This is a genomic window from Pseudomonas sp. JY-Q (assembly GCF_001655295.1).
Taxonomy (GTDB): domain Bacteria; phylum Pseudomonadota; class Gammaproteobacteria; order Pseudomonadales; family Pseudomonadaceae; genus Aquipseudomonas; species Aquipseudomonas alloputida.
In genome coordinates this window covers 5,206,594-5,230,766 of sequence record NZ_CP011525.1, presented here as the reverse complement: position 1 = coordinate 5,230,766, position 24,173 = coordinate 5,206,594, and the positions used below count along the sequence as shown (strand labels likewise).

Below are 24,173 nucleotides of genomic sequence, written 5' to 3'. Positions count from 1 at the left end.
GGTCGTCCATGCCGCCGGGTATTCACCCGACGGGTTTACAGCGGCCTCAAACCACATGGATACCGTTCTGTACCCACAGGTGATGGCTTGGATCCTCCTGGGCCGTGTACTGGTTATAGTCGATGCCGTCGGCAGTTTGGTTCCCGACCAGCGTCCAGTTGTCCGTCATGTGAACTGAGTCTTTGTCGTCCCCCTTGATGATCAGTGTGTCGGTACCGGTTTCGGTGATCGCCACCACATCCGCCAGGTTGAGGGTGAGCGCCACCGAACTGGTGTCGTTGAGGTCGAGGATTTCGATGTCGTGTACGCGCCCGGCCAGGTTGCCCAGGTCAATGCTGGCATCACCGCCGCCCCACAGCAGGGTGTCGGTTCCCGAGCCACCGTCGACGCTGGCGAAGTTCTGGTCGACCACCACCAGTGTGTCGTCACCCGCACCACCCTGCAGGGTGATGTGGCCACCCTGGCTGCCATCGAGGTGGTCGTTGCCGTCAGTGCCGGCGATCACATCGGTGGCCGCTGCCAGGCTGGCGAGTGCCGCGGACTCGTCGCCGGTATCGGCCAGCAGCGATGTGGTGGCGGTGAGGCCGGCGGCGCTGTCCACGTTGATGGTGAGGGTTGCGGTGTCGGTCGTGCCGTTCGGGTGGCTTAGCTCGTAGGTGAAGGTGTCGTGCTGGCCCACCACCGCCGAGGTGAGCCCTGCGTTGAGGGTGTAGGTGTAGCTGCCGTCGGCATGCACCAGCAACGTGCCGTAGGTGCCGGCCACGCTTACCCCGTTGTAGCCCGGGATGGTGTAGGTGTTGGCCGCTGTCAGCACGCTCAGCACGGTCAAGGCCGAACCGACATTGTCGTCAGCCAGCAGGTTGCCGGTGGCGGCTGTCGCGCCACTGACCACGAACTCGGTCAGGTACGTTGTAGTGGTGTTCAGGCTGGTGGTGATGGAGCTGAGCAAGCCGATGCCGCCGGCGGTGACACGTATGTGGTAGGTACCGGCGCCCTGGTTCTCGAAGGTATACCCGGCGCCGCCGCCCAGTATGCTGACCAGCGAACCACCTGGCACCGACTGCACCAGCACGTACTGGCCGGTGGCCGGGTTGAGCTTGAGCAGCTCGATGGTGGTGCCGTTGAGCAGGCTCAACAGGTTGGTGGAGTTGACCACCACCTGCAGGTCGGCCGTGGTATTGGCGGCAACCGTGGTGGTGTAGGTGGCCTGGCGGGTACCGATCACTGGCAGGTTCAGCGAGCCCAGCGTACTGCTGCTGGAGTCCACGCGGTTGTCCAGGGTGACCTGGCTGGTACCAACGTCGTTGACTGCGTCGACCACCGTGGCCGGTGCACCGTAGTTGGTGTCGCTCCAGACCTCCGTGGCTTGCGGGCTGTCGATGCGCACGTACAGGTTGGCGGCATCGGACAGGCCGTTAGGGTGCACCAGTTGGTAGCTGAACACGTCCACCTTGCCGACACTGTTCGGGCTGCCGTTCGGCGTGTAGGTGTAGCTGCCGTCCGCACGGATCACCAGGGTGCCGTACTGGCCCTGAACCGTCGTGGCGGTCCCGGCCGAGACGTAGCTGCCGTTTTTGAGCACTTGCAGCACGGCGGCGCTGTCCGGGCCACGAGCATCCACTGCGCCATCGGTACCCACGTCGGTAATGACGTTGCCAGAGGTGGCAATGCCGGTGCCGGTGAATTGGGTCAGGCTGGTGGAGACGATGTCCAGCGTGGTGCTCACTTCGGTGATCAGGCCGATGCCGCCACTGCCCACGGTCAGTCGGTAATCACCGGCTTGCAGCACGCCGATGTCCACCTGCAAGCCGATTGGCAACACGATCAGGTCGAGCAGGCCCTGAGTGTTACCGGTGGCGATGGTCACCCAGGTGCCGCTGGCGTCTTTCACCTGCAGGGTGAAGCTGGTGTTGTTGAGCAATGCCAGCACGCTGTTGGTGGTCAGCGTGAGGGTAGGGTCAGCCGTGGTGCCTGCTGCCACCGTCCAGGTGTAGGTCTTGGAGAACCCCGACAACAGCGTGGTGAAGCTGTCGGTGTAGGTCTTCGTGGCGCTGACCGCTGCCAGGTTGACCGTGGCCGTGGCCAGGTTGTCGCTGGCGATGACCGGCGCGTTGGCATCCACATCCGGTGCAGTGACGTTGACGTTGCCCGACACGTTGCCGCGCGGGTCGCTGAGGGTCACCGAAAGGATCTGGCCGTTGTCCTGAGGAGGGCTCAGGGTCACGGTGAAGGTGCCGTCCGCCTGCACCGTCGCGGTCTGCAGCACGGTACCGCCGGCGCTGAGTACGGTGACGGTGGCACCCACTTCGCCAGTACCGGTGAGGGTACTGCCGTCGGCACTGAACAGCAGGTTGCCGGCAGCCGCAGGCGGGGTCAGGTCCGGTGCGGTCAGTGCAGTGCCCGTGGACACGTTACCGGCGCTGTCGGTGAGGGTGACGCTGAGCGCCTGGTTGTCGATCTGCGCCGCAGTCAGGCTGACCACGAACAGGCCGTTGCTGCCCACCGTTGCGGTACCCAGTACGGTACCGGCGCTGTTGCGCACGGTGACCGTGCTGCCGACCTGGCCAGCACCACTGACCGAGGTGCCGTTGGCGTTGATGGTGGCCAGCGGGGCGGCTGGCGGGGTGGTGTCCGGCGCAGTCAGGCTGGTGCTGGCGGACAGGTTGCCGGCAGCATCGGCCTGGCGTACCACCAGCAGTTGCCCGTCGTTCTGTGGCGAGGTCAAGGTAATGCTGAAGGTGCCGTTGGCTTGTACCACACCGGTACCCACCTGGCCGTTCGGGCCTTGGACGGTAATGGTAGCGCCCGCCTCACCGCTACCGGTAAGCACGGTACCGGTGCCGTTGATGGCGACGTTGGTGGGGGCAGCAGGTGGCTGCAGGTCTGCGGCGGTGTAGCTTGTGCTGCCGGACACATTGCCTGCAGTGTCAGCCTGGCTCACGCCCAGTACCTGGCCGTTGAGCTGCGCGGCGTTCAGGTTGACGGTGAACACGCCACCGCCATTCACCACCGCCGTGCCGAGCACGTTGTTGCCGGCATCACGCACTGTCACCGTGGCACCGGCTTCACCCGTGCCGGTCAGCACCAGGCCATTGACAGACAGGCTGGTGACCACCGGGTTGGTCGGTGGCGTGATGTCGGCCGCTTGCAGGAAGGTCGGCTGCGATTCGCCGCCTATCAGCGCCACCGCTGTCACCGAAATGTGTTCGCCATTGAGCTGGGCTGCGTCCAGCGTCAGGGTGAAGGAGCCGTTCAGGCTTGCGACCCCTGTACCGATCAGGTTGCCTGCAGCGTCGTACACGCGAATGCCCACACCGCTGGGTGCACTGCCTGTCAGGGTCAGGCCGTCGCTGCCCAAGGTCACGTCGGTGGGCGGCACGGGTGGTGCGATCAAGGGGGTGAGGTAGGTCGCGACCGCAGACGTATTGATGCCGTCGGACTGTGTCACTTCCAGGGTTGCGAGCGAGCCCGCCGCCGGCACCAGCGTTATCTGGAAGTTGCCAGCGGCATCCACCACGCCGGTACCGATCACGTCTCCGTCGAGGCTGACGGTAACCGTGGCATTGGCTTCGCCCTTGCCGGTCAGCACGTTGAAGGTGTTGTTGATCGCCAGGTTGGTCACCAGGTCGGGTGGCGAGGTGTCGTTGGTCTGGTAAGGGACAGCCACCGAAGCGTTGCCAGCATCATCCGTGGACACCACCGTCAGCAACTGGCCGTTGTTCTGTGCCGGGCTGATCGGCACAGTGAACTGGCCGTTCTCACCCACTTCCACCGTGCCCACGATGTTGTTGTTCGGGCCACGCACCGTGATGGTGCTGCCGGCTTCGGCCGTACCCGTCATCGACGTACCGGCTGCGTTGAGCAGCAGGTCGGTCGGCTGCACCGGTGGCGTCAGGTCTGGCGCAGTCACTGCCAGCGGTACCGACGGGTTGCCAGTGGCGTCCTGAGCGATGATGGTCAGCGTTTCGCCGTTGATTTGCGGGCGGTTCAGGTCAAGGACGAAGGTGCCGTCCGGCTCCACCGTTACCTGGCCCAGCAGGTCGCCGTTGTTGTTGACCACCGTGACGCGGGTGCCGGCTTCGGCAGTACCGATCACCTGGGTACCGCTGTCGTTGATGATGGCGACCACGGTGGCCGGTGGTGTGGTGTCCACCGCCGTGACCGAACTGATTGGCGAGATGTTGCCAGCTGCATCGGTCAGGGTGACCTGCAGCACCTGGCCATCGAGCTGCGCTGCATCCAGCTCGACGATGAAGGTCCCGTCGGCGCCCACTGTGCCGGTACCCACCTGCGTGATACCGACGTACACGCGCACGGTGGCGCCCACTTCGCCGACACCCCCCAGCTCGTCACCTGCCGCATTGAGCCGCAGCTCGGTTGCTGCCGCTGGCGGCGTGAGGTCCGGCGCTTGCACGTTGACCGGCAGGCTGACGTTGCCGGGGGGATCGGCCTGCAGTACCGACAGTGTCTGGTTGTTGATTTGTGCGGGTGACAGTTCGACGCTGAAGCTGCCATCAGCCAATACGATACCTGTGCCCAGTACGGTACCGGCCGCGTTACTGACGATTACCGTGGCGCCGGCCTCGCCCAGGCCGCTGACCACACTGCCGTCGGCGTTGATCACCACTTGGGTGAGCGGGTCGGGCGGGGTGAAGTCGGGGGTTTGCAGGATTGCCACTGCCGACACGTTGCCGGCCGCATCGGCCTGGGTGAAGCTGAGCAGCTCGGCGTTGCCCAGTGCCGGGCTCAGCGTGATGGTGAAGTGGCCACTGGCATCGACGGTGGCGCTGCCGATTTCCTCGCCTGCCGGGTTGGTCACGGTCACCCGCGCGCCCACTTCGCCGCGGCCGGTGAGGGTGACACCATCACCGGAAACGGCCAGTTCGCCGGGTGCCGTTGGCGGTGTGGTATCGGGTGCGGTGATGGCGCTGGCAGCAGACTGGTTGCCGGCCGCATCGGTCAGTACCACCTGCACCTGTTGGCCGTTGGCCTGGGGCGATGCGAGGCTGACCTGGAAAGTCCCGTCGGCGCGCACCGTGGCGCTGCCCAGCACCGAACCATCGGCGGCGAGCACACGCACGGCGGCACCCGCTTCGCCGGTACCGTTCAACAAGCTGCCACCCCCGGCGAAAGCCAGGTTGCCGGCAGCATCCGGCGCGACGCGGTCAGGGGCTGTCAGGCTGACGCTGTTGGACTCGTTGCCGGCCACATCGGACTGGCTGGCGCTGAGCTGTTCGCCGTTAATCTGCGCGCTGTTCAGGTTGACATTGAAGTTGCCATTGGCATCGACCACGGCAGTGCCCAGGTCGACACCGCCTTCGCCAATCACGGTAACGGTGGCACCTGCTTCACCGCGGCCACTGAGTACCAGGCCGTCGCTGGACAACGCCAGGTTGGTCAGTGGTTGCGGTGCCGTGGTGTCGGGTGCCTGCAGGGTAGCGGGTAGCGATACGCTGCCATCGGGGCCCGTTGCGCTGACCTGCAGCACTTCGCCATTGGCCTGCGCACTGCCGAGATTGACAGTGAACGTGCCGTCGTTGGCGACCGGGCTGCTGCCCAGCAATACGCCGTTGGGGCCGTACACCTTGATTGTGCTGCCCGCCTCGGCGGTGCCGGTCACTGACAGGCCGTCGGCGGCCAGTATCAGGTTGTCCGGTGTGGCCGGTGCCAGCGCACCCGGCGCCGTCACGCTCTGTGCAGGGGAGACGTTCTGTGCGGCATCGGCCTGAACCACGCTCAGGCTTTCACCCGTGATCGCTGCCGGCGACAGGGATACGCTGAAGTGACCGTCGGCGGCCACTGTAGCGTTGCCCAGCACGGTACCGTCCGGCGCCCGTACGATCACGGTTGCGCCTGCTTCGCCATCGCCTGTCAGGGTGGCGCCATTGGCGGAGACAGCCAGGTTGGTCACGGCGGCCGGCGGCGTGGTGTCGGCTGCAGTGTAAGGTGCGGCCGGCGACACGTTGCCGGCTGCGTCGGTGGCGGTCACCTGCAGCATCTGGCCATTGGTCTGGGCACTGTTCAAGGTGACCTGGAAGGTGCCGTTGCTGCCGGCTACCGCTGTGCCCAGCACGTTGCCGCTGGCATCGCGCACGGTCACGGTGCTGCCGGCTTCGGCGTTACCGGTCAGTTGCAGCCCGCTACCGGACAGCACGAGTGCTGTCGGTGCCGTAGGCGGGGTGAAGTCTGGCGCGGTGACCGCCACGGCGGTGGAGGTGTTGTTGCCCGCGTCGGTCTGCGTAACGCTCAGGTGCTGGGCGTTGAGCTGGGCGCTGTTCAGGGTGAGGGTAAAGCTGCCATTGGCCGCTACCAGGCCGGTGCCGATGATGGTCCCGTCCTGGCCGTGAACGGTGACCGTGGCACCGGCTTCGCCCAGGCCGGTCAGGGTCAGGCCGTTGTTGTTCAGCACCACGTTGGTCAGCGGCGCGGGTGGGGTCAGGTCCGGGGTTGTCACATTGATTGCCGGCGAGGTGTTGCTGGCGGCATCCACTTGCGTCACGCCGATGACCTGGCCGTTGGTTTGCGGCGTGTCGAATGTCACCGTGAAGCGACCGTCAGCGCCCACCGTGGCGGAGCCGAGCAAGGCACCGGCGGCGTTGCGTACCTGTACCGTGGCGCCCGCTTCACCGCTGCCGGAAAGCTGCCGGCCGTCCTGGCTCAACACCGGGTTACTGATGGCCGCTGGCGGCGTGTGGTCTGGCGTGGCCAGGCTGGCCGGGCCGGACACATTGCCCGCGGCATCACTGAGGGTGACCTGTAGCGGGCTACCGGTCACCTGCGCGCTGGGCAGGGTGATCTGGAACTGGCCGCTCTGGTTGACGGTGCCGGTGGCCAGGATGGCGCCGCTGGCGTCGCGCACGGTGACGCTGGCACCGGCTTCGCCCTGGCCGCTGAGCACGGTGGCTGCGCTATTGAGGCTGAGGTTAGTGGCCGCCAGCGGTGCCTGCAGGTCAGGCGCTTGCAGGGTGGCCGCGAGCGAAACGTTACCTGCAGCATCAGCCTGGGTGACGATCAGGTTCTGCCCATTGGCCACGGCCGGCGAGAAGCTGACGCTGAACAGGCCATTGCTCGCGACGGTTGCAGTCCCCAGCAAGGTGCCTTGTAGGTCTGTCACGCGCACAGTTGCACCCACCTCGCCTTGGCCGGTCAGCGTACTGCCGGTGGCGTTGAGGTTTACCTGCGTCGGCGCGTCCGGTGCCGTGGTGTCATTGGCCACGATAATGGCCGGCACCGAAGGCTGGCCATCGACGGTAGCCTTGGCACTGACCTGCAAGATCTGGGCGTTGAGCTGGGCGTTCTGGAGGAACACACGGAAGGTACCGTCGCTGCCGACCGTGGCGCTGCCCAGCGTGGTGCCCCCGGAGGTTACGGTAATCAGCGAGCCGACCGTACCCTGGCCGGTCAGCAGGAAACCGTCGGCGCTGATGGCAAGGGCTGAAGGCGTGGCCACTTCGGTACCGGTCGGGCCAGCCAGTGGTATTTCAGGCGATTCGTTACCGGCAGGGTCGATCACCACCACATCGACGGTTTCACCTGATGCCAGCGGTGGGGCGACCGGGATCACGAAGGTGCCGTCCGGCCCTGCAGTTACAGTGCCGCGCACGGTGTCATCCGGGTTGCGGACTTCCACTGTGCTGCCAGGCTCGGCTGTGCCGCCGACCGTGCTGCCATCCGGGCTTACGGTAAGCCCGGTCGCCGGTTCTGGGTTGGTCGTGTCCGGAGCGGTGACAGAGACCGGCGCCGAGTCGTTGCCGGCTGCGTCGGTCACTACCACGGTTACGGTCTGGCCGTTGTTCTGCGGTGTATCCAGCGGCACGCTGAAACTGCCATCCGGGTTGACCGCAACGGTGATCACATTGCCGGCCCCATCGCTCACGGTCACCGAACTGGCGCCAGGTGCGTTACCGGTCACAGCCGTGCCATCGCTGCTGACTGCAACGTCGGTGGGTAGTGCCGGTGGCGTGATGTCAGGCGCAAGGATCTGGCTGGGCTGCGAAATGTTGCCGGCCGCATCGGTCAGCGTCACATCCAGGGCCTGGCCGTCCAACTGGGCGGGCGATAGTGGGACCGTGAAGCTGCCGCCTGCGGGCACGACGACGGTGCCTACCAACGTGCCGTCGGCAAGCTTCACTTCCACCGTGGCGCCAGCTTCACCGGTACCCTGGATGGCACTGCCGCCCGGGGTGATCGTGAGGCCGGCAGGCGCAGCTGGCGCGGTACTGTCGTCAGCGGTGAAAGTGGCCGACGGCGAGGCATTGCCGCCGCCATCGATCAGCACCACCGACAGCACTTCACCGTTGGTCTGGGCCGGGGAGAGTGCCACTTCGAACGTACCGTCTGCATTCACCGGGATGGTGCCTAGCAGGTTGCCTGCGGCATCACGTACCTCTACGGTGCTGCCTGCCTCGCCCTGCCCGCTGAGCAGTGTGCCGGTAGGATCAAGGCCCAGCCCTTGCGCCGGCAGCGGTGCCTCGAAGTCAGGTGCGGTCACGGTGCCAGCGAGCGAGCCGTTGCCGCTGTTGTCCGCCTGAGTGACAGACAGCGTCTGGCCATTGAGCTGTGGCGGGTCGATGGCCACCTGGAAGGAGCCATCGGGCTGGACCGTTGCGGTGCCCAGTACTGTGCCGCCAGTGCCGGTCACGGTCACCTGCGCACCCGGCTCGCCGCTGCCGCTCAGGCTGCTGCCGTCGCCAGCCAGGACCAGACCGGTGGGGCTATCGGGTGCCTGGGTATCCGGTGCCGACACGTCGACTGCCGCCGACAGGTTGCCGGCCGCGTCGCGTTGCTCCACGGTCAGTGCCTGGCCGTTGGTTTGCGGCGTTTCGAGGGTGATTTCGAAAGCGCCACCCGCGCCAACCACCGTGCTGCCCAGCACGCTGCCATCCGGCCCGCGCACGGTCACGGTGGCGCCCGGTTCGCCGTTGCCGGTGATCGTGGTACCGGTGCCGTCGATGGCCGGGTTGGTGACCACTTGCGGCGGGGTAGAGTCGGGGGCGGTGAAGTCCACCGGCCCTGCGCTATTGCCCAGGTTGTCGGTCGCTTCGACGGTCAGGCTTTCGCCATTGCGCTGTGGCGCGTTGAGGGTGACGTCGAAACGGCCGTCGCCGCCCACGGTGGCAGTGCCCAGCACATTGCCGTCGGCGTCACGCACGGTGACGATGGAGCCGCTTTGACCCTGGCCGGTAAGGTGAATGCCAGCGGTATCGATAGCCAGCCCGGAGGGTTGCAGCGGGCCGTCGGTATCGGGCGCGACGATGTTGGCGGTCGAGGTGTTGCCAGCGGGGTCGCGCAGGACCACGTCCAGTTCCTGGCCGTCGGTCTGCGCTGGGTTCAGGACCACGCTGATCACACCGTCGGCACCGACCTGGGCGTTGCCCAGCACAGTGCCGTCGGCGCTGATGACCTGCACGGTGGTGCCCGGTTCGCCGCGACCGGTGAGCAGGCCGCCATCGGCACTCAGTTGCAGTTCACTGGCTTCATTGGGCGGGGTGATATCGGGCGCGGTGATCTGGGTCGGCAGCGAACTGTTGCCAGCTTCGTCGACCGCGACGACATCCAGTGCTTCCCCGTTGGCCTGTGCCGGGGTCAGGCCGATGGTGAAGCTGCCATCCGGGCCGGCCTGGGTGCTGCCCAGGACATTGCCCTGCGCGTCACGCACTTGCACCTGCGTATCTGCCGGTGCGGTACCGGAAACACTGGAGCCGTCACCGGCCACCACCACGCCGCTCGGGCTTTCGGGCAGCGGTGTATCGGCAACGGTCACGCTGACCCCTGCCGAGGTATTGCCAGCGGCATCGGTCTGCACCAGCACGAGGTTCTCACCTGCGGCCAGCGGTGCCTCCAGGTCAATCACGAAGGTGCCATTTGGCGCCACGGTGCCAGTACCGATGACTGCGCCTTGGGCATCACGCACTTCGACTGTGGCACCAGGCTCACCACGGCCAGACACGGCCAGGCTGCCATCGCCTGCCAGCACGTCAGTGACGATCGCCGGTGCGGTAATGTCCGGGGCCACGTAACTCAGCGGTACCGAGGTATTGCCTGCCGCATCGGTCACGGTGATGGACAAGGTTTCGCCATTGGCCTGGGGCGGGTTGAGGGTCAGGCTGAAGCTGCCATCCGGCTCGGCAATGACGCTACCGATCAGGTTGCCCAAGGCATCTTTGACCTCAATCCGTGCGCCCCCTTCTGCAGTACCGACCAGGCTGTCACCATTACTCAGCACCAGGTCGGTGGGTTGCAGCGGTGCTACCTGGTCGGGCGCCGTCAGCGGGCTAGGTGTAGAGACGTTGCCGGCGGCATCGGTCAGGGTCACTTGCAGGGACGAGCCATCCACCACCGGGGTTGGCAGTTGCACATTGAAGCTGCCATCGGGCTGAACGGTGCCGCTCACCAGCACCTGCCCCTGATCGTTGCGCACCTCCACGGTGGCGCCCGCTTCGCCGCGCCCGGAGACTGTGCGGCCATCGTTACTGATGGCCAGCTCGGTAGCGGGCTCCGGCGGTGTGGTGTCGCCGCCGTTGTCCACGATCGGTGCGGTGACGCTGCCGGCCGTGGAGGCGTTGCCTGCGACATCGGTGGCCGTCACCTGCAATTGCTCGCCTGCCACTTGTGGCGGGGTGAGGCCGATGCTGAAGGCACCGCTGGCCCCCACCACGACACTGCCCAGTACAGTGGTGCCATCGGCGGCCAGCACACGGACGGTGCTGCCTGCTTCGGCGCGGCCGCTGACAACGGTACCGTCGCCACTGATTGCCAGATCGCTTGGCGCCACAGGCGCGGTGATGTCTGGTGCGGCGACCTGCACCGGCAACGACGAGGTGCCGTTGTTGTCGATCGCCACCACGTCCAGTAATTCGCCATTGGCCTGGGCCGGTGTGAGCACCACGGTGAAGGTGCCCTCGGCACCCACCACGATGCTACCGACCAGCGTGCCGTTGGCATCATGCACTTCCACGCGGCTACCAGCAGGAGCAGAACCGCTGATGCTGCTGCCATCGGCGGCGACGACCAGTTCGCTCGGGCTGGTCGGGGTGACCACCAGTGGCACGTCGTAGGTCAGCGCTTCAGAGGCGTTGCCGCTCGGGTCGGTCTGTACCAGGCTCAGGCGTTCACCCGGCAGTGCAGCCGGATCGAGGTCGATCAGGAAAGTACCGTTCGCGGTCACTGTGCCGGTACCGATCAGCGTGCCATTGGCATCGCGCACCTCGACGGTAGCACCGGCTTCGCCGCGACCGCCCAAGGTCAGGCCGTCGGCGCCGACGACAATGTTGCTGACTACGGCAGGCACGGTGATGTCCGGGGCCTCGAACTGCAGGGGTGAAGAGACATTGCCGGCAGCATCGATCAGACGGATGTCGAGAATTTCGCCATTGGCCTGGGCCGGCGACAGGGTGATGCTGAAACTGCCGGTTTCAGTGACCAGGCCAGTGCCGAGCAAGTTGCCCAAGGCATCGCGTACCTGCACGGTCGCGCCTGGCTCGCCGTTGCCGCTCAGGGTCACGCCGTCGGCCAAGGCCACGCCGGTCGGTTGGGCCGGGGCCTGCAAGTCCGGGGTAACCACCGACGCCGGGGCAGAAGCATTGCCGCTGGCATCGGTCAGCACCACTTGCAGGTTGCTGCCATCTTTCACCGGTGGGTCAAGGGTGATCTGGAAGGTGCCGTCCGGGTTGACCGAGCCGTTGGCCAGTACATTGCCCTGGGCATCGCGCACCTGCACGCTGGCCCCGGCTTCGCCGCGGCCATTGAGCTGGGCGCCGGCCAGGCCGACTACCAAGTTGGTTGCGGCATCCGGTGGTGTGGTGTCGCCACCGTCGATGTCCGGCGCGGTGATGTCGCCGGCCGTGGAGGTGTTGCCGGCGGCGTCGGTGGCGGTGACTTGTAGTACCTCTCCACTCACCTGCGGCGGGTCGAGGGTGATGCTGAAACTGCCAGTGGCGTCGACCACCACACTACCCAGCACGGTGGTGCCATCGGCGGCCAGCACACGCACGGTGCTGCCCACTTCGGCGCGGCCGGTGACCTCGCTGCCGTTGGCACTGATCGCCAGCTCGCTCGGGGTGACCGGCGGGGTGATGTCTGGCGCAGCGATTTGCACCGGCAGGGACGAAGCGCCGGTGCCATCGATGGCCACCACGTCCAGCAGTTCGCCGTTGGCCTGGGCCGGGTTGAGGATGACGGTGAAGGTGCCACCGGCACCTACCACCACACTGCCGACCAGTGTGCCGTTGGCATCGTGTACTTCCACACGGCTACCCGTCGGGGCTGTACCAGTGATGCTGGTGCCGTTCGCAGCCACCACCAGGTCGCTTGGGCTGGCTGGGGTCGTGGTTGCCGGGACTTCATATTGCAGGGCTTCAGAGGCGTTGCCGCTCGCATCGGTCTGCACCAGGCTCAATTGCTCGCCCGGTTGCGCGGCTGGGGTGAGGTCGACCAAGAAGGTTCCGTTGGCGCCGATTGTGGCGGTGCCTATGACAGAGCCGTTGGCATCACGTACCTGTACGGTAGCACCGGCCTCGCCACGGCCACTGAGCACCAGGCCATCGGCGCCCACCACGACGTTGCTGACGGCAGCTGGCGGCGTGACGTCCGGTGCAGTGAACGCCAGCGGCGTTGAACTGTTGCCGGCGGCGTCTACCACGCGAATGTCCAGGGCCTCACCATTGGCCTGGGCGGGGAACAGCGTGACGCTGAAGGTGCCGTCTTCGTTGACCAAGCCAGTGCCGATCAGGCTGCCGCTGGCATTGCGCACCTGTACGGTGGCACCGGGCTCGCCGCGGCCGGTAAAGGTCACGCCATCAACCAAGGCCAGCTCGGTTGGCTGCGCTGGGGCCAGCAGGTCTGGCGCGGCGACCGAACCGGGTTGCGAGACATTGCCGGCAGTGTCGGTCAGGGTCACTTGCAGGGTACTGCCATCGGTGATGGCCGGGTTCAAGGTGATGGCGAAGGTACCATCGGGATTGACTGTGCCCGTGGCAACTACGGTGCCTGCGTCATCGCGCACCTGAACGCTGGTACCGGCTTCGCCACGACCGCTGAGTTGGCTGCCGGCAGCACTGATCACCAGGTTGGTCGGGGTCTGCGGTGGCGTTGTGTCGCCGCCATCGATGTCCGGCGCGGTAAGGTTACTGGCGGTGGAGGCGTTGCCTGCCGCATCGGTGGCCGTCACTTGCAGCACTTCGCCGTCTACCTGTGGCGGGTCGAGGGTGATGCTGAAGCTGCCGGTAGCGCCAACTACCACGCTACCCAGCACAGTGGTGCCGTCGGCGGCCAGCACGCGTACGGTGCTGCCCGGTTCGGCACGGCCGGTGACCACGCTGCCGTCGGCATTGATCACCAGTTCGGTCGGTGCGGCAGGGGCGGTGATATCCGGTGCGGTGATTTGGGCGGGCAGCGAGGAAACGCCGCTGTCATCAATGGCGACCACGTCCAGCAGTTCGCCGTTGGCCTGGGCCGGGTCGAGGGTAACGGTGAAGCTGCCGTCGGGGCCCGCCACCACACTGCCAATCAGCGTGCCGTTGGCGTCATGCACTTCCACACGGGTGCCGGCAGGTGCGGTACCGCTGATGCTGCTGCCGTCTTCGGCGAATACCAGGTCGCTGGGGCTGGCAGGCGCAGTGGTGACCGGGACTTCGAATTGCAGTGCCGAGGAAGCGTTGCCGCTTGGGTCGGTCTGCACCAGGCTCAACTGCTTGCCTGGCTGTGCGGCCGGGGCGAGGTCGATCAGGAAGGTGCCGTTGGCACCGACAACACCCGTGCCGATCACGGTGCCATTGGCATCGCGCACTTCCACAGTGGCACCCGGTTCGCCGCGACCGCTCAGGGCCAGGCCGTCAGCACCAACTGTAATATTGGTTACTGCCTCAGGTGGTGTGATATCCGGCGCATCGAATTGCAATGGGGCAGAGCTGTTGCCGCCGGCATCCACCAGACGCACGTCGAGTGCTTCGCCATTGGTCTGGGCAGGCGACAGGGTGAGGCTGAACAGGCCGTCGGCACCGACGACACCAGTACCGATGACAGTACCGCCGGCATCGCGCACCTGCACGGTAGCACCGGGCTCGCCGCGACCGGTGAAGGTGACGCCATTGGCCAGGGCCAGGTCAGTCGGTTGCGCGGGCGGCAGCAAGTCGGCCGAAGTGACCGAGCCCGGCTGTGATACGTTGCCGGCGGCGTCGGTGAGGGTGACTTGCAAGGTGCTGCCGTCGTTCACGGCAGGGTCCAGGGTGACGGTGAAGGTGCCATCTGCAGCGACGGTGCCGGTCGCGAGGATGTTGCCGGCCGCGTCACGCACCTGCACGGTAGAGCCGGCTTCGCCTCGACCACTGAGTTGGCTGCCGGCAAGGCCGATCACCAGATTGGTCGGTGCTTCAGGCGGGGTGGTATCGCCGCCATCAATGTCCGGCGCGGTGACCGAGTTGGCAACGGAAGTGTTGCCAGCCGCATCGGTTGCGGTGGCCTGCAGCACTTCGCCGTCAACTTGTGGCGGATTGAGGTTGAGGCTGAACACGCCGGTCGGGCCGACCACGGCAGTGCCCAGTTCGGTGCCGTCGGCAGCCACGATGCGCACGGTGCTGCCCGGTTCGGCACGGCCGGTGATAACGCTGCCGTCCGCGCTGACCGCCAGTTCGGTTGGGGCGGCAGGGGCGGTGATGTCGGGCGCGGTGATTTGTGCGGGCAGCGAGGAAACGCCGCCGTCATCAATGGCCACCACGTCCAGCAGTTCGCCGTTGGCCTGTGGCGGGTCGAGGGTGACGGTGAAGCTGCCGTCGGGGCCCGCCACCACACTGCCAATCAGCGTGCCGTTGGCGTCATGCACTTCCACACGGGTGCCGGCAGGTGCGGTACCGCTGATGCTGCTGCCGTCTTCGGCGAATACCAGGTCGCTGGGGCTGGCAGGCGCAGTGGTGACCGGGACTTCGAATTGCAGTGCCGAGGAAGCGTTGCCGCTTGGGTCGGTCTGCACCAGGCTCAACTGCTCGCCTGGCTGTGCGGCTGGGGCGAGGTCGATCAGGAAGGTGCCGTTGGCACCCACCACACCCGTGCCGATCACGGTGCCATTGGCATCGCGCACTTCCACAGTGGCACCTGGCTCGCCGCGACCGCTCAGGGCCGTGCCACCTGGGCCGACCAGAATGTCGGTGACCGCCTCGGGCGGTGTGATATCCGGGGCTGTGAACTCCAGCGGTATCGAACTGTTGTCGGCGGCATCCACCAGACGCACGTCGAGTGCTTCACCATTTGTCTGGGCAGGCGACAGGGTGAGGCTGAACAGGCCGTCGGCACCGACGACACCGGTGCTAATCAGGTTGCCGGCAGCATCGCGCACTTGCACGGTAGCGCCAGGCTCACCGCGACCGGTGAAGGTGACGCCATCGGCCAAGGCCAGGTCAGTCGGTTGCGCGGGCGGCAGCAAGTCGGCCGAGGTGACCGAGCCCGGTTGGGATACGTTGCCGGCGGCGTCGGTGAGGGTGACTTGCAGCGTACTGCCATCGGTGATGGCCGGGTTCAAGGTGATCGCGAAGGTACCATCCGGATTGACCGTGCCCGTGGCAACTACGGTGCCTGCGTCATCGCGTACCTGAACGCTGGTACCGGCTTCGCCACGACCGCTGAGTTGGCTGCCGGCAGCACTGATCACCAAGTTGGTCGGGGTCTCCGGTGGCGTTGTGTCGCCGCCATCAATGTCCGGTGCGGTGACCGAGCTGGTAACGGAAGTGTTGCCAGCGGCATCGGTCGCCGTGGCCTGCAGCACTTCGCCGTCAACTTGTGGCGGGTTGAGGTTGAGGCTGAACACGCCGGTCGGGCCGACCACGGCAGTGCCCAGTTCGGTGCCGTCGGCAGCCACGATGCGCACGGTGCTGCCCGGCTCGGCGCGGCCGGTGATAACGCTGCCGTCCGCGCTGACCGCCAGTTCGGTTGGGGCGGCAGGGGCGGTGATGTCGGGCGCGGTGATCTGTGCGGGCAGCGAGGAAACGCCGCCGTCATCGATGGCCACCACGTCCAGCAGTTCGCCGTTGGCTTGTGCGGGATTCAGTTCGATGCTGAAGCTGCCATCGGCGTTGGCAATGGCACTGCCAATCAGCGTGCCGTTGGCGTCATGCACCTCCACACGGGTGCCGGCCGGCGCGGTACCGGCGAGGGTGGTGCCATCAGCATCGATGGCCAGATTGCTCGGGCTGTCGGGCGCGGTGGTCAGTGGTACGTCGTACTCGGTAGCCACCGAAGCATTGCCGCTTGGGTCGGTCTGCACCAGGCTCAACTGCTCGCCCGGCTGTGCGGCCGGATTCAGGTCGATCAGGAAGGTGCCGTTGGCACCGACCACACCCGTGCCGATCACAGTGCCATTGGCATCACGCACTTCCACAGTGGCACCCGGTTCGCCGCGACCGCTCAGGGCCGTGCCACCTGGGCCGACCAGAATGTCGGTGACCGCCTCGGGCGGTGTGATATCCGGGGCTGTGAACTCCAGCGGTATCGAACTGTTGTCGGCGGCATCCACCAGACGCACGTCGAGTGCTTCACCATTTGTCTGGGCAGGCGACAGGGTGAGGCTGAACAGGCCGTCGGCACCGACGACGCCGGTGCCAATCAGGTTGCCGGCAGCATCGCGCACCTGCACGGTGGCACCAGGCTCACCGCGACCGGTGAAGGTGACGCCATCGGCCAGGGCCAGGTCAGTCGGTTGTGCGGGCGGCAGCACGTCAGCCGAGGTGACCGAGCCCGGTTGGGATACGTTGCCAGCGGCGTCGGTGAGGGTGACTTGCAAGGTGCTGCCGTCGTTCACGGCAGGGTCCAGGGCGATGGCGAAGGTGCCATCTGCAGCGACGGTGCCAGTCGCGAGGATGTTGCCTGCCGCGTCACGTACCTGCACGGTAGAGCCGGCTTCGCCTCGACCGCTGAACTGGCTACCGGCAAGACCGATCACCAAGTCAGTCGGGGCTGCGGGTGGCGTGGTGTCGATCCCGTCGATATCCGGTGCGGTGACTGCGCTGCTTGGCGATGTGTTGCCAGCGGCATCGGTCGCGGTGGCCTGTAGCACTTCGCCGTCAACTTGTGGCGGGTTTAGGTTGAGGCTGAACACGCCGGTCGGGCCGACCACGGCAGTGCCCAGTTCGGTGCCGTCGGCAGCCAGGACACGTACGGTGCTACCCGGTTCGGCACGGCCGGTGATCACGCTGCCGTCCGCGCTCACGGCCAGTTCGGTCGGTGCGGCAGGGGCGGTGATGTCGGGCGCGGTGATCTGTGCGGGCAGCGAGGAAATGCCGCCGTCATCGATGGCCACCACGTCCAGCAGTTCGCCGTTGGCCTGTGGCGGGTCGAGGGTGACGGTGAAGCTGCCGTCGGGGCCCGCCACCACAGTGCCAATCAGCGTGCCGTTGGCGTCATGCACCTCCACACGGCTGCCAGCCGGCGCGGTACCGGTGAGGGTGGTGCCATCAGCATCGATGGCCAGATTGCTCGGGCTGTCGGGCGCGGTGGTCAGTGGTACGTCGTACTCGGTAGCCACCGAAGCATTACCGCTTGGGTCGGTCTGCACCAGGCTCAACTGCTCGCCTGGCTGAGCGGCCGGATTCAGGTCAATCAGGAAGGTGCCGTTGGCACCCACGACACCCGTGCCGATCACAGTGCCATTGGCATCACGCACTTCCACAGTGGCACCTGGTTCGCCGCGACCGCTCAGGGCCAGGCCGTCAGCACCAACTGTAATATTGGTTACTGCCTCAGGTGGGGTGATGTCCGGCGCATCGAATTGCAGCGGCGCAGAGGCGTTGCCGTCAGCATCCACCAAGCGTACGTCGAGGGCTTCGCCGTTGGCCTGGGCAGGTGACAGGGTGAGGCTGAACAGGCCATCGGCACCGACGACACCGGTGCCAATCAGGTTGCCGGCAGCATCGCGCACTTGCACGGTAGCGCCGGGCTCGCCGCGACCGGTGAAGGTGACGCCATCGGCCAGGGCCAGGTCAGTCGGTTGTGCGGGCGGCAGCACGTCAGCCGAGGTGACCGAGCCCGGTTGGGATACGTTGCCGGCGGCGTCGGTGAGGGTGACTTGTAAGGTGCTGCCATCGTTCACGGCAGGGTCCAGGGCGATGACGAAGGTGCCATCTGCAGCGACGGTGCCAGTCGCGAGGATGTTGCCTGCCGCGTCACGTATCTGCACGGTGGAGCCGGCTTCGCCTCGACCGCTGAGTTGGCTGCCGGCAACGCCGATCACCAGATTGGTCGGTGCTTCAGGCGGGGTGGTATCGCCGCCATCAATGTCCGGCGCGGTGACCGAGTTGGCAACGGAAGTGTTGCCAGCCGCATCGGTTGCGGTGGCCTGCAGCACTTCGCCGTCAACTTGTGGCGGATTGAGGTTGAGGCTGAACACGCCGGTCGGGCCGACCACGGCAGTGCCCAGTTCGGTGCCGTCGGCAGCCACGATGCGCACGGTGCTGCCCGGCTCGGCGCGGCCGGTGATAACGCTGCCGTCCGCGCTGACCGCCAGTTCGGTTGGGGCGGCAGGGGCGGTGATATCCGGTGCGGTGATCTGGGTAGGCAGCGAGGAAAGGCCGCCGTCATCGATGGCGACCACGTCCAGCAGTTCGCCATTGGACTGGGCCGGGTCGAGGGTTACGGTGAAGCTGCCGTCGGGGCCAGCCACCACACTGCCAATCAGCGTGCCGTTGGCGTCATGCACTTCCACACGGGTGCCAGCAGGTGCGGTACCGGTGAGGGTGGTGCCATCAGCATTGATGGCCAGATTGCTCGGGCTATCGGGCGCGGTGGTCAGTGGTACGTCGTACTCGGTAGCCACCGAAGCATTGCCGCTTGAGTCGGTCTGCACCAGGCTCAACTGCTCGCCCGGCTGTGCGGCTGGGGCAAGGTCGATCAGGAAGGTGCCGTTGGCACCCACCATACCCGTGCCGATCACGGTGCCATTGGCATCGCGCACTTCGACAGTGGCACCCGGTTCGCCGCGACCGCTCAGGGCCGTGCCACCTGGGCCGACCAGGATGTCGGTGACCGCCTCGGGCGGTGTGATATCCGGGGCTGTGAACTCCAGCGGTATCGAACTGTTGCCGGCGGCATCCACCAGACGCACGTCGAGTGCTTCACCATTGGCCTGGGCAGGCGACAGGGTGAGGCTGAACAGGCCGTCGGCACCGACGACACCAGTACCGATGACAGCACCGCCGGCATCGCGCACTTGCACGGTGGCACCGGGCTCGCCGCGACCGGTGAAGGTGACGCCATTGGCCAGGGCCAGGTCAGTCGGTTGCGCGGGCGGCAGCAAGTCGGCCGAAGTGACCGAGCCCGGTTGGGATACGTTGCCGGCGGCGTCGGTGAGGGTGACTTGTAAGGTGCTGCCATCGTTCACGGCAGGGTCCAGGGCGATGACGAAGGTGCCATCTGCAGCGACGGTGCCAGTCGCGAGGATGTTGCCTGCCGCGTCACGTATCTGCACGGTGGAGCCGGCTTCGCCTCGACCACTGAGTTGGCTGCCGGCAACGCCGATCACCAGATTGGTCGGTGCTTCAGGCGGGGTGGTATCGCCGCCATCGATGTCCGGTGCGGTGACCGAGCTGGTAACGGAAGTGTTGCCAGCGGCATCGGTCGCGGTGGCTTGCAGCACTTCGCCGTCAACTTGTGGCGGGTTGAGGTTGAGGCTGAACACGCCGGTCGGGCCGACCACGGCAGTGCCCAGTTCGGTGCCGTCGGCAGCCACGATGCGCACGGTGCTGCCCGGTTCGGCACGGCCGGTGATAACGCTGCCGTCCGCGCTCACGGCCAGTTCGGTCGGTGCGGCAGGGGCGGTGATGTCGGGCGCGGTGATTTGGGCGGGCAGCGAGGAAATGCCGCCGTCATCGATGGCCACCACGTCCAGCAGTTCGCCGTTGGCTTGTGCGGGATTCAGTTCGATGCTGAAGCTGCCATCGGCGCTGGCAATGGCACTGCCAATCAACGTGCCGTTGGCATCATGCACTTCCACACGGCTGCCGGCCGGCGCGGTACCGGTGAGGGTGGTGCCATCAGCATTGATGGCCAGATTGCTCGGGCTGTCGGGCGCGGTGGTCAGTGGTACGTCGTACTCGGTAGCCACCGAAGCATTACCGCTTGGGTCGGTCTGCACCAGGCTCAACTGCTCGCCCGGCTGTGCGGCTGGGGCGAGGTTGATCAGGAAGGTGCCGTTGGCACCGACCACACCCGTGCCGATCACGGTGCCATTGGCATCACGCACTTCCACAGTGGCACCTGGTTCGCCGCGACCGCTCAGGGCCAGGCCGTCAGCACCAACTGTAATATTGGTTACTGCCTCAGGTGGTGTGATGTCCGGCGCATCGAATTGCAATGGGGCAGAGCTGTTGCCGCCGGCATCCACCAGACGCACGTCGAGTGCTTCGCCATTGGTCTGGGCAGGCGACAGGGTGAGGCTGAACAGGCCGTCGGCACCGACGACACCAGTACCGATGACAGTACCGCCGGCATCGCGCACCTGCACGGTAGCACCGGGCTCGCCGCGACCAGTGAAGGTGACGCCATCGGCCAGGGCCAGGTCAGTCGGTTGTGCGGGCGGCAGCAAGTCGGCCGAGGTGACCGAGCCCGGTTGGGATACGTTGCCGGCGGCGTCGGTGAGGGTGACTTGTAAGGTGCTGCCGTCGTTCACGGCAGGGTCCAGGGCGATGACGAAGGTGCCATCTGCAGCGACGGTGCCAGTCGCGAGGATGTTGCCTGCCGCGTCACGTACCTGCACGGTAGAGCCGGCTTCGCCTCGACCGCTGAGCTGGCTGCCGGCAAGACCGATCACCAAGTCAGTCGGGGCTGCGGGTGGCGTGGTATCGATCCCGTCGATATCCGGTGCGGTGACTGCGCTGCTTGGCGATGTGTTGCCAGCGGCATCGGTCGCGGTGGCCTGCAGCACTTCGCCGTCAACTTGTGGCGGATTGAGGTTGAGGCTGAACACGCCGGTCGGGCTGACCACGGCAGTGCCCAGTTCGGTGCCGTCGGCAGCCACGATGCGCACGGTGCTGCCCGGCTCGGCACGGCCGGTGATAACGCTGCCGTCCGCGCTGACCGCCAGTTCGGTTGGGGTGGCAGGGGCGGTGATGTCGGGGGCGGTGATCTGTGCGGGCAGCGAGGAAACGCCGCCGTCATCAATGGCGACCACGTCCAGCAGTTCGCCGTTGGCCTGGGCCGGGTCGAGGGTGACGGTGAAGCTGCCGTCGGGGCCAGCCACCACAGTGCCAATCAGCGTGCCGTTGGCGTCATGCACTTCCACACGGGTGCCGGCCGGCGCGGTACCGGTGAGGGTGGTGCCATCAGCATTGATGGCCAGATTGCTCGGGCTGTCGGGCGCGGTGGTCAGTGGTACGTCGTACTCGGTAGCCACCGAAGCATTGCCGCTTGGGTCGGTCTGCACCAGGCTCAACTGCTCGCCCGGCTGCGCGGCTGGGGCGAGGTCGATCAGGAAGGTGCCGTTGGCACCGACCACACCCGTGCCGATCACGGTGCCATTGGCATCACGCACGTCCACAGTGGCCCCCGGCTCGCCACGACCGCTCAGGGCCGTGCCACCTGGGCCGACCAGGATGTCGGTGACCGCATCGGGCGGTGTGATGTCGGGGGTTGTGAACTCCAGCGGTATCGAACTGTTGCCGGCGGCATCCACCTGGCGGATGTCCAGGGCTTCGCCGTTGGCCTGGGCAGGCGACAGGGCAATGCTGAACAGGCCGTCGGCCCCGACGACACCGGTGCCAATCAGGTTGCCGGCTGCATCGCGTACCTGGACGGTAGCACCGGGCTCACCTCGACCGGTGAAGGTGACACCATCGGTCAGGGCCAGGTCAGTCGGTTGTGCTGGCGGCAGCAAGTCGGCCGAAGTGACCGAGCCCGGCTGGGATACGTTGCCGGCGGCGTCGGTGAGGGTGACTTGCAAGGTGCTGCCGTCGTTCACGGCAGGGTCCAGGGCGATGACGAAGGTGCCATCTGCAGCGACGGTGCCGGTCGCGAGGATGTTGCCGGCCGCGTCACGCACCTGGACGGTGGTGCCCACTTCGCCTCGACCACTGAGCTGGCTGCCGGCAAAGCCGATCACCAGATTGGTCGGGGCTTCAGGTGGGGTGGTGTCGCCGCCATCGATGTCTGGGGCGGTGACCGAGCTGGCAACGGAAGTATTGCCAGCGGCATCGGTCGCCGTGGCTTGCAGCACTTCGCCGTCAACTTGTGGCGGGTTGAGGTTGAGGCTGAACACGCCGGTCGGGCTGACCACGGCAGTGCCCAGTTCGGTGCCGTCGGCAGCCACGATGCGCACGGTGCTGCCCGGCTCGGCACGGCCGGTGATAACGCTGCCGTCCGCGCTGACCGCCAGTTCGGTTGGGGTGGCAGGGGCGGTGATGTCGGGGGCGGTGATCTGTGCGGGCAGCGAGGAAACGCCGCCGTCATCGATGGCGACCACGTCCAGCAGTTCGCCGTTGGCTTGTGCGGGATTCAGTTCGATGCTGAAGCTGCCATCGGCGTTGGCAATGGCACTGCCAATCAGCGTGCCGTTGGCGTCATGCACTTCCACACGGGTGCCGGCAGGTGCGGTACCGGTGAGGGTGGTGCCATCAGCATTGATGGCCAGATTGCTCGGGCTGTCGGGCGCGGTGGTCAGTGGTACGTCGTACTCGGTAGCCACCGAAGCATTGCCGCTTGGGTCGGTCTGCACCAGGCTCAACTGCTCGCCCGGCTGTGCGGCTGGGGCGAGGTCGATCAGGAAGGTGCCGTTGGCACCCACCACACCCGTGCCGATCACGGTGCCATTGGCATCGCGCACTTCGACAGTGGCACCCGGTTCGCCGCGACCGCTCAGGGCCGTGCCACCTGGGCCGACCAGAATGTCGGTGACCGCCTCGGGCGGTGTGATATCCGGGGCTGTGAACTCCAGCGGTATCGAACTGTTGCCGGCGGCATCCACCAGACGCACGTCGAGTGCTTCACCATTGGCCTGGGCAGGCGACAGGGTGAGGCTGAACAGGCCGTCGGCACCGACGACACCGGTGCCAATCAGGTTGCCGGCAGCATCGCGCACCTGCACGGTGGCACCGGGCTCACCGCGTCCGGTGAAAGTGACGCCATCGGCCAAGGCCAGGTCAGTCGGTTGTTCAGGGGCTGTGGTATCTGGGTTGTCGACGTCCGGCGCCGTGATGCTAGCAACTGGCGAGATATTTCCAGCCGCGTCTGCGGCGCTGATCTCCAGGGCCTGGCCGTCGATTTGTGGCGGTTGCAGAGTGATGCTGAACTGGCCGTCCGCACCGGCCACCGCAGTGCCCAGCAATACGCCACCTGCGCCTCGCACGGAAACCGTCGAGCCGGGCTCGGCACGACCGGTGAGGGTGTTACCTTGCTCATTGATAGCCAGGTCGGTCGGCGCCAGTGGTGCAGTTGCGTCCGGCGCAGTGACAGTGCCAGGCGCCGAGACATTGCCGGCGGCGTCGGTCAGGGTGACATCAAGGTTTTCGCTGTTGATCTGCGGCGCATTCAGCGTCACGTTGAAACTGCCGTCGGCACCCACTGTGCCGCTGCCGATCAGGTTGCCGGCGGCGTCGCGGATGTTCACCGTGGTGCCTGCTTCGCCACGGCCGGTCAGACGCAAGCCATCCGGCGAAACCAGCAGGTCGATCGGCGTGGCCGGTGCGCTGGTGTCGGGGTCGGAACCGCCGCTGCTGCTGCTGCCGCCGCCGTTGTTCGCCGCCGCCGCTGCGCCGCCCACGCCGAGCAGGCTGAGCCCGGCTATCGCCCACGTTGGCATGGCGCTACCGGCGGTGCCAATACCCGCGACCAGTTCGTCCAACGAGGCCACGTCTTCAAAAGTGAAGCCGGTGAACGCTGCTGCATCGTACTGGGCATGCCACAGGGTGCCATCGTCGCCGACGAAGACCATATCGCTGCCGACCCCGGCCTGGTCTACGGCGAAGAAGTTACCGATGGTGACCTTTTCGCCTGACTTCAGGGTGATGATCAGGTCCTGCCCGCGCTGGGTGACCGTGGCCACTTTGTCTGGAGAAACCGGTACCTGCACGACGCTTGGTGCTTTGAGATTGATATTGCCCCAGGCGCTCTGAGTGGCGACTTCGGATTGCTTATCGGCGACGACGATGTTGTCCATGGATGCTCCCTGCTGATATCCGGATCCCCCGGCCCGAGTGTTCGGG

Annotated in this window: 1 protein-coding gene; it reads right to left on the bottom strand. The window is 66.5% G+C overall.

The features are described 5' to 3' along the window. Positions 1–46: 46 nt before the first annotated feature. Complete coding sequence (locus AA098_RS23420; protein ID WP_064615034.1) at positions 47–24,127, bottom strand: BapA/Bap/LapF family large adhesin; 24,081 nt, start codon at positions 24,125–24,127, stop codon at positions 47–49. Positions 24,128–24,173: the final 46 nt, after the last annotated feature.

Coding starts and splice junctions, on each gene's coding strand:
- AA098_RS23420 (WP_064615034.1), bottom strand. CDS start 24,127: ATGGACAACATCGTCGTCGCCGATAAGCAATCCGAAGTCGCCACTCAG.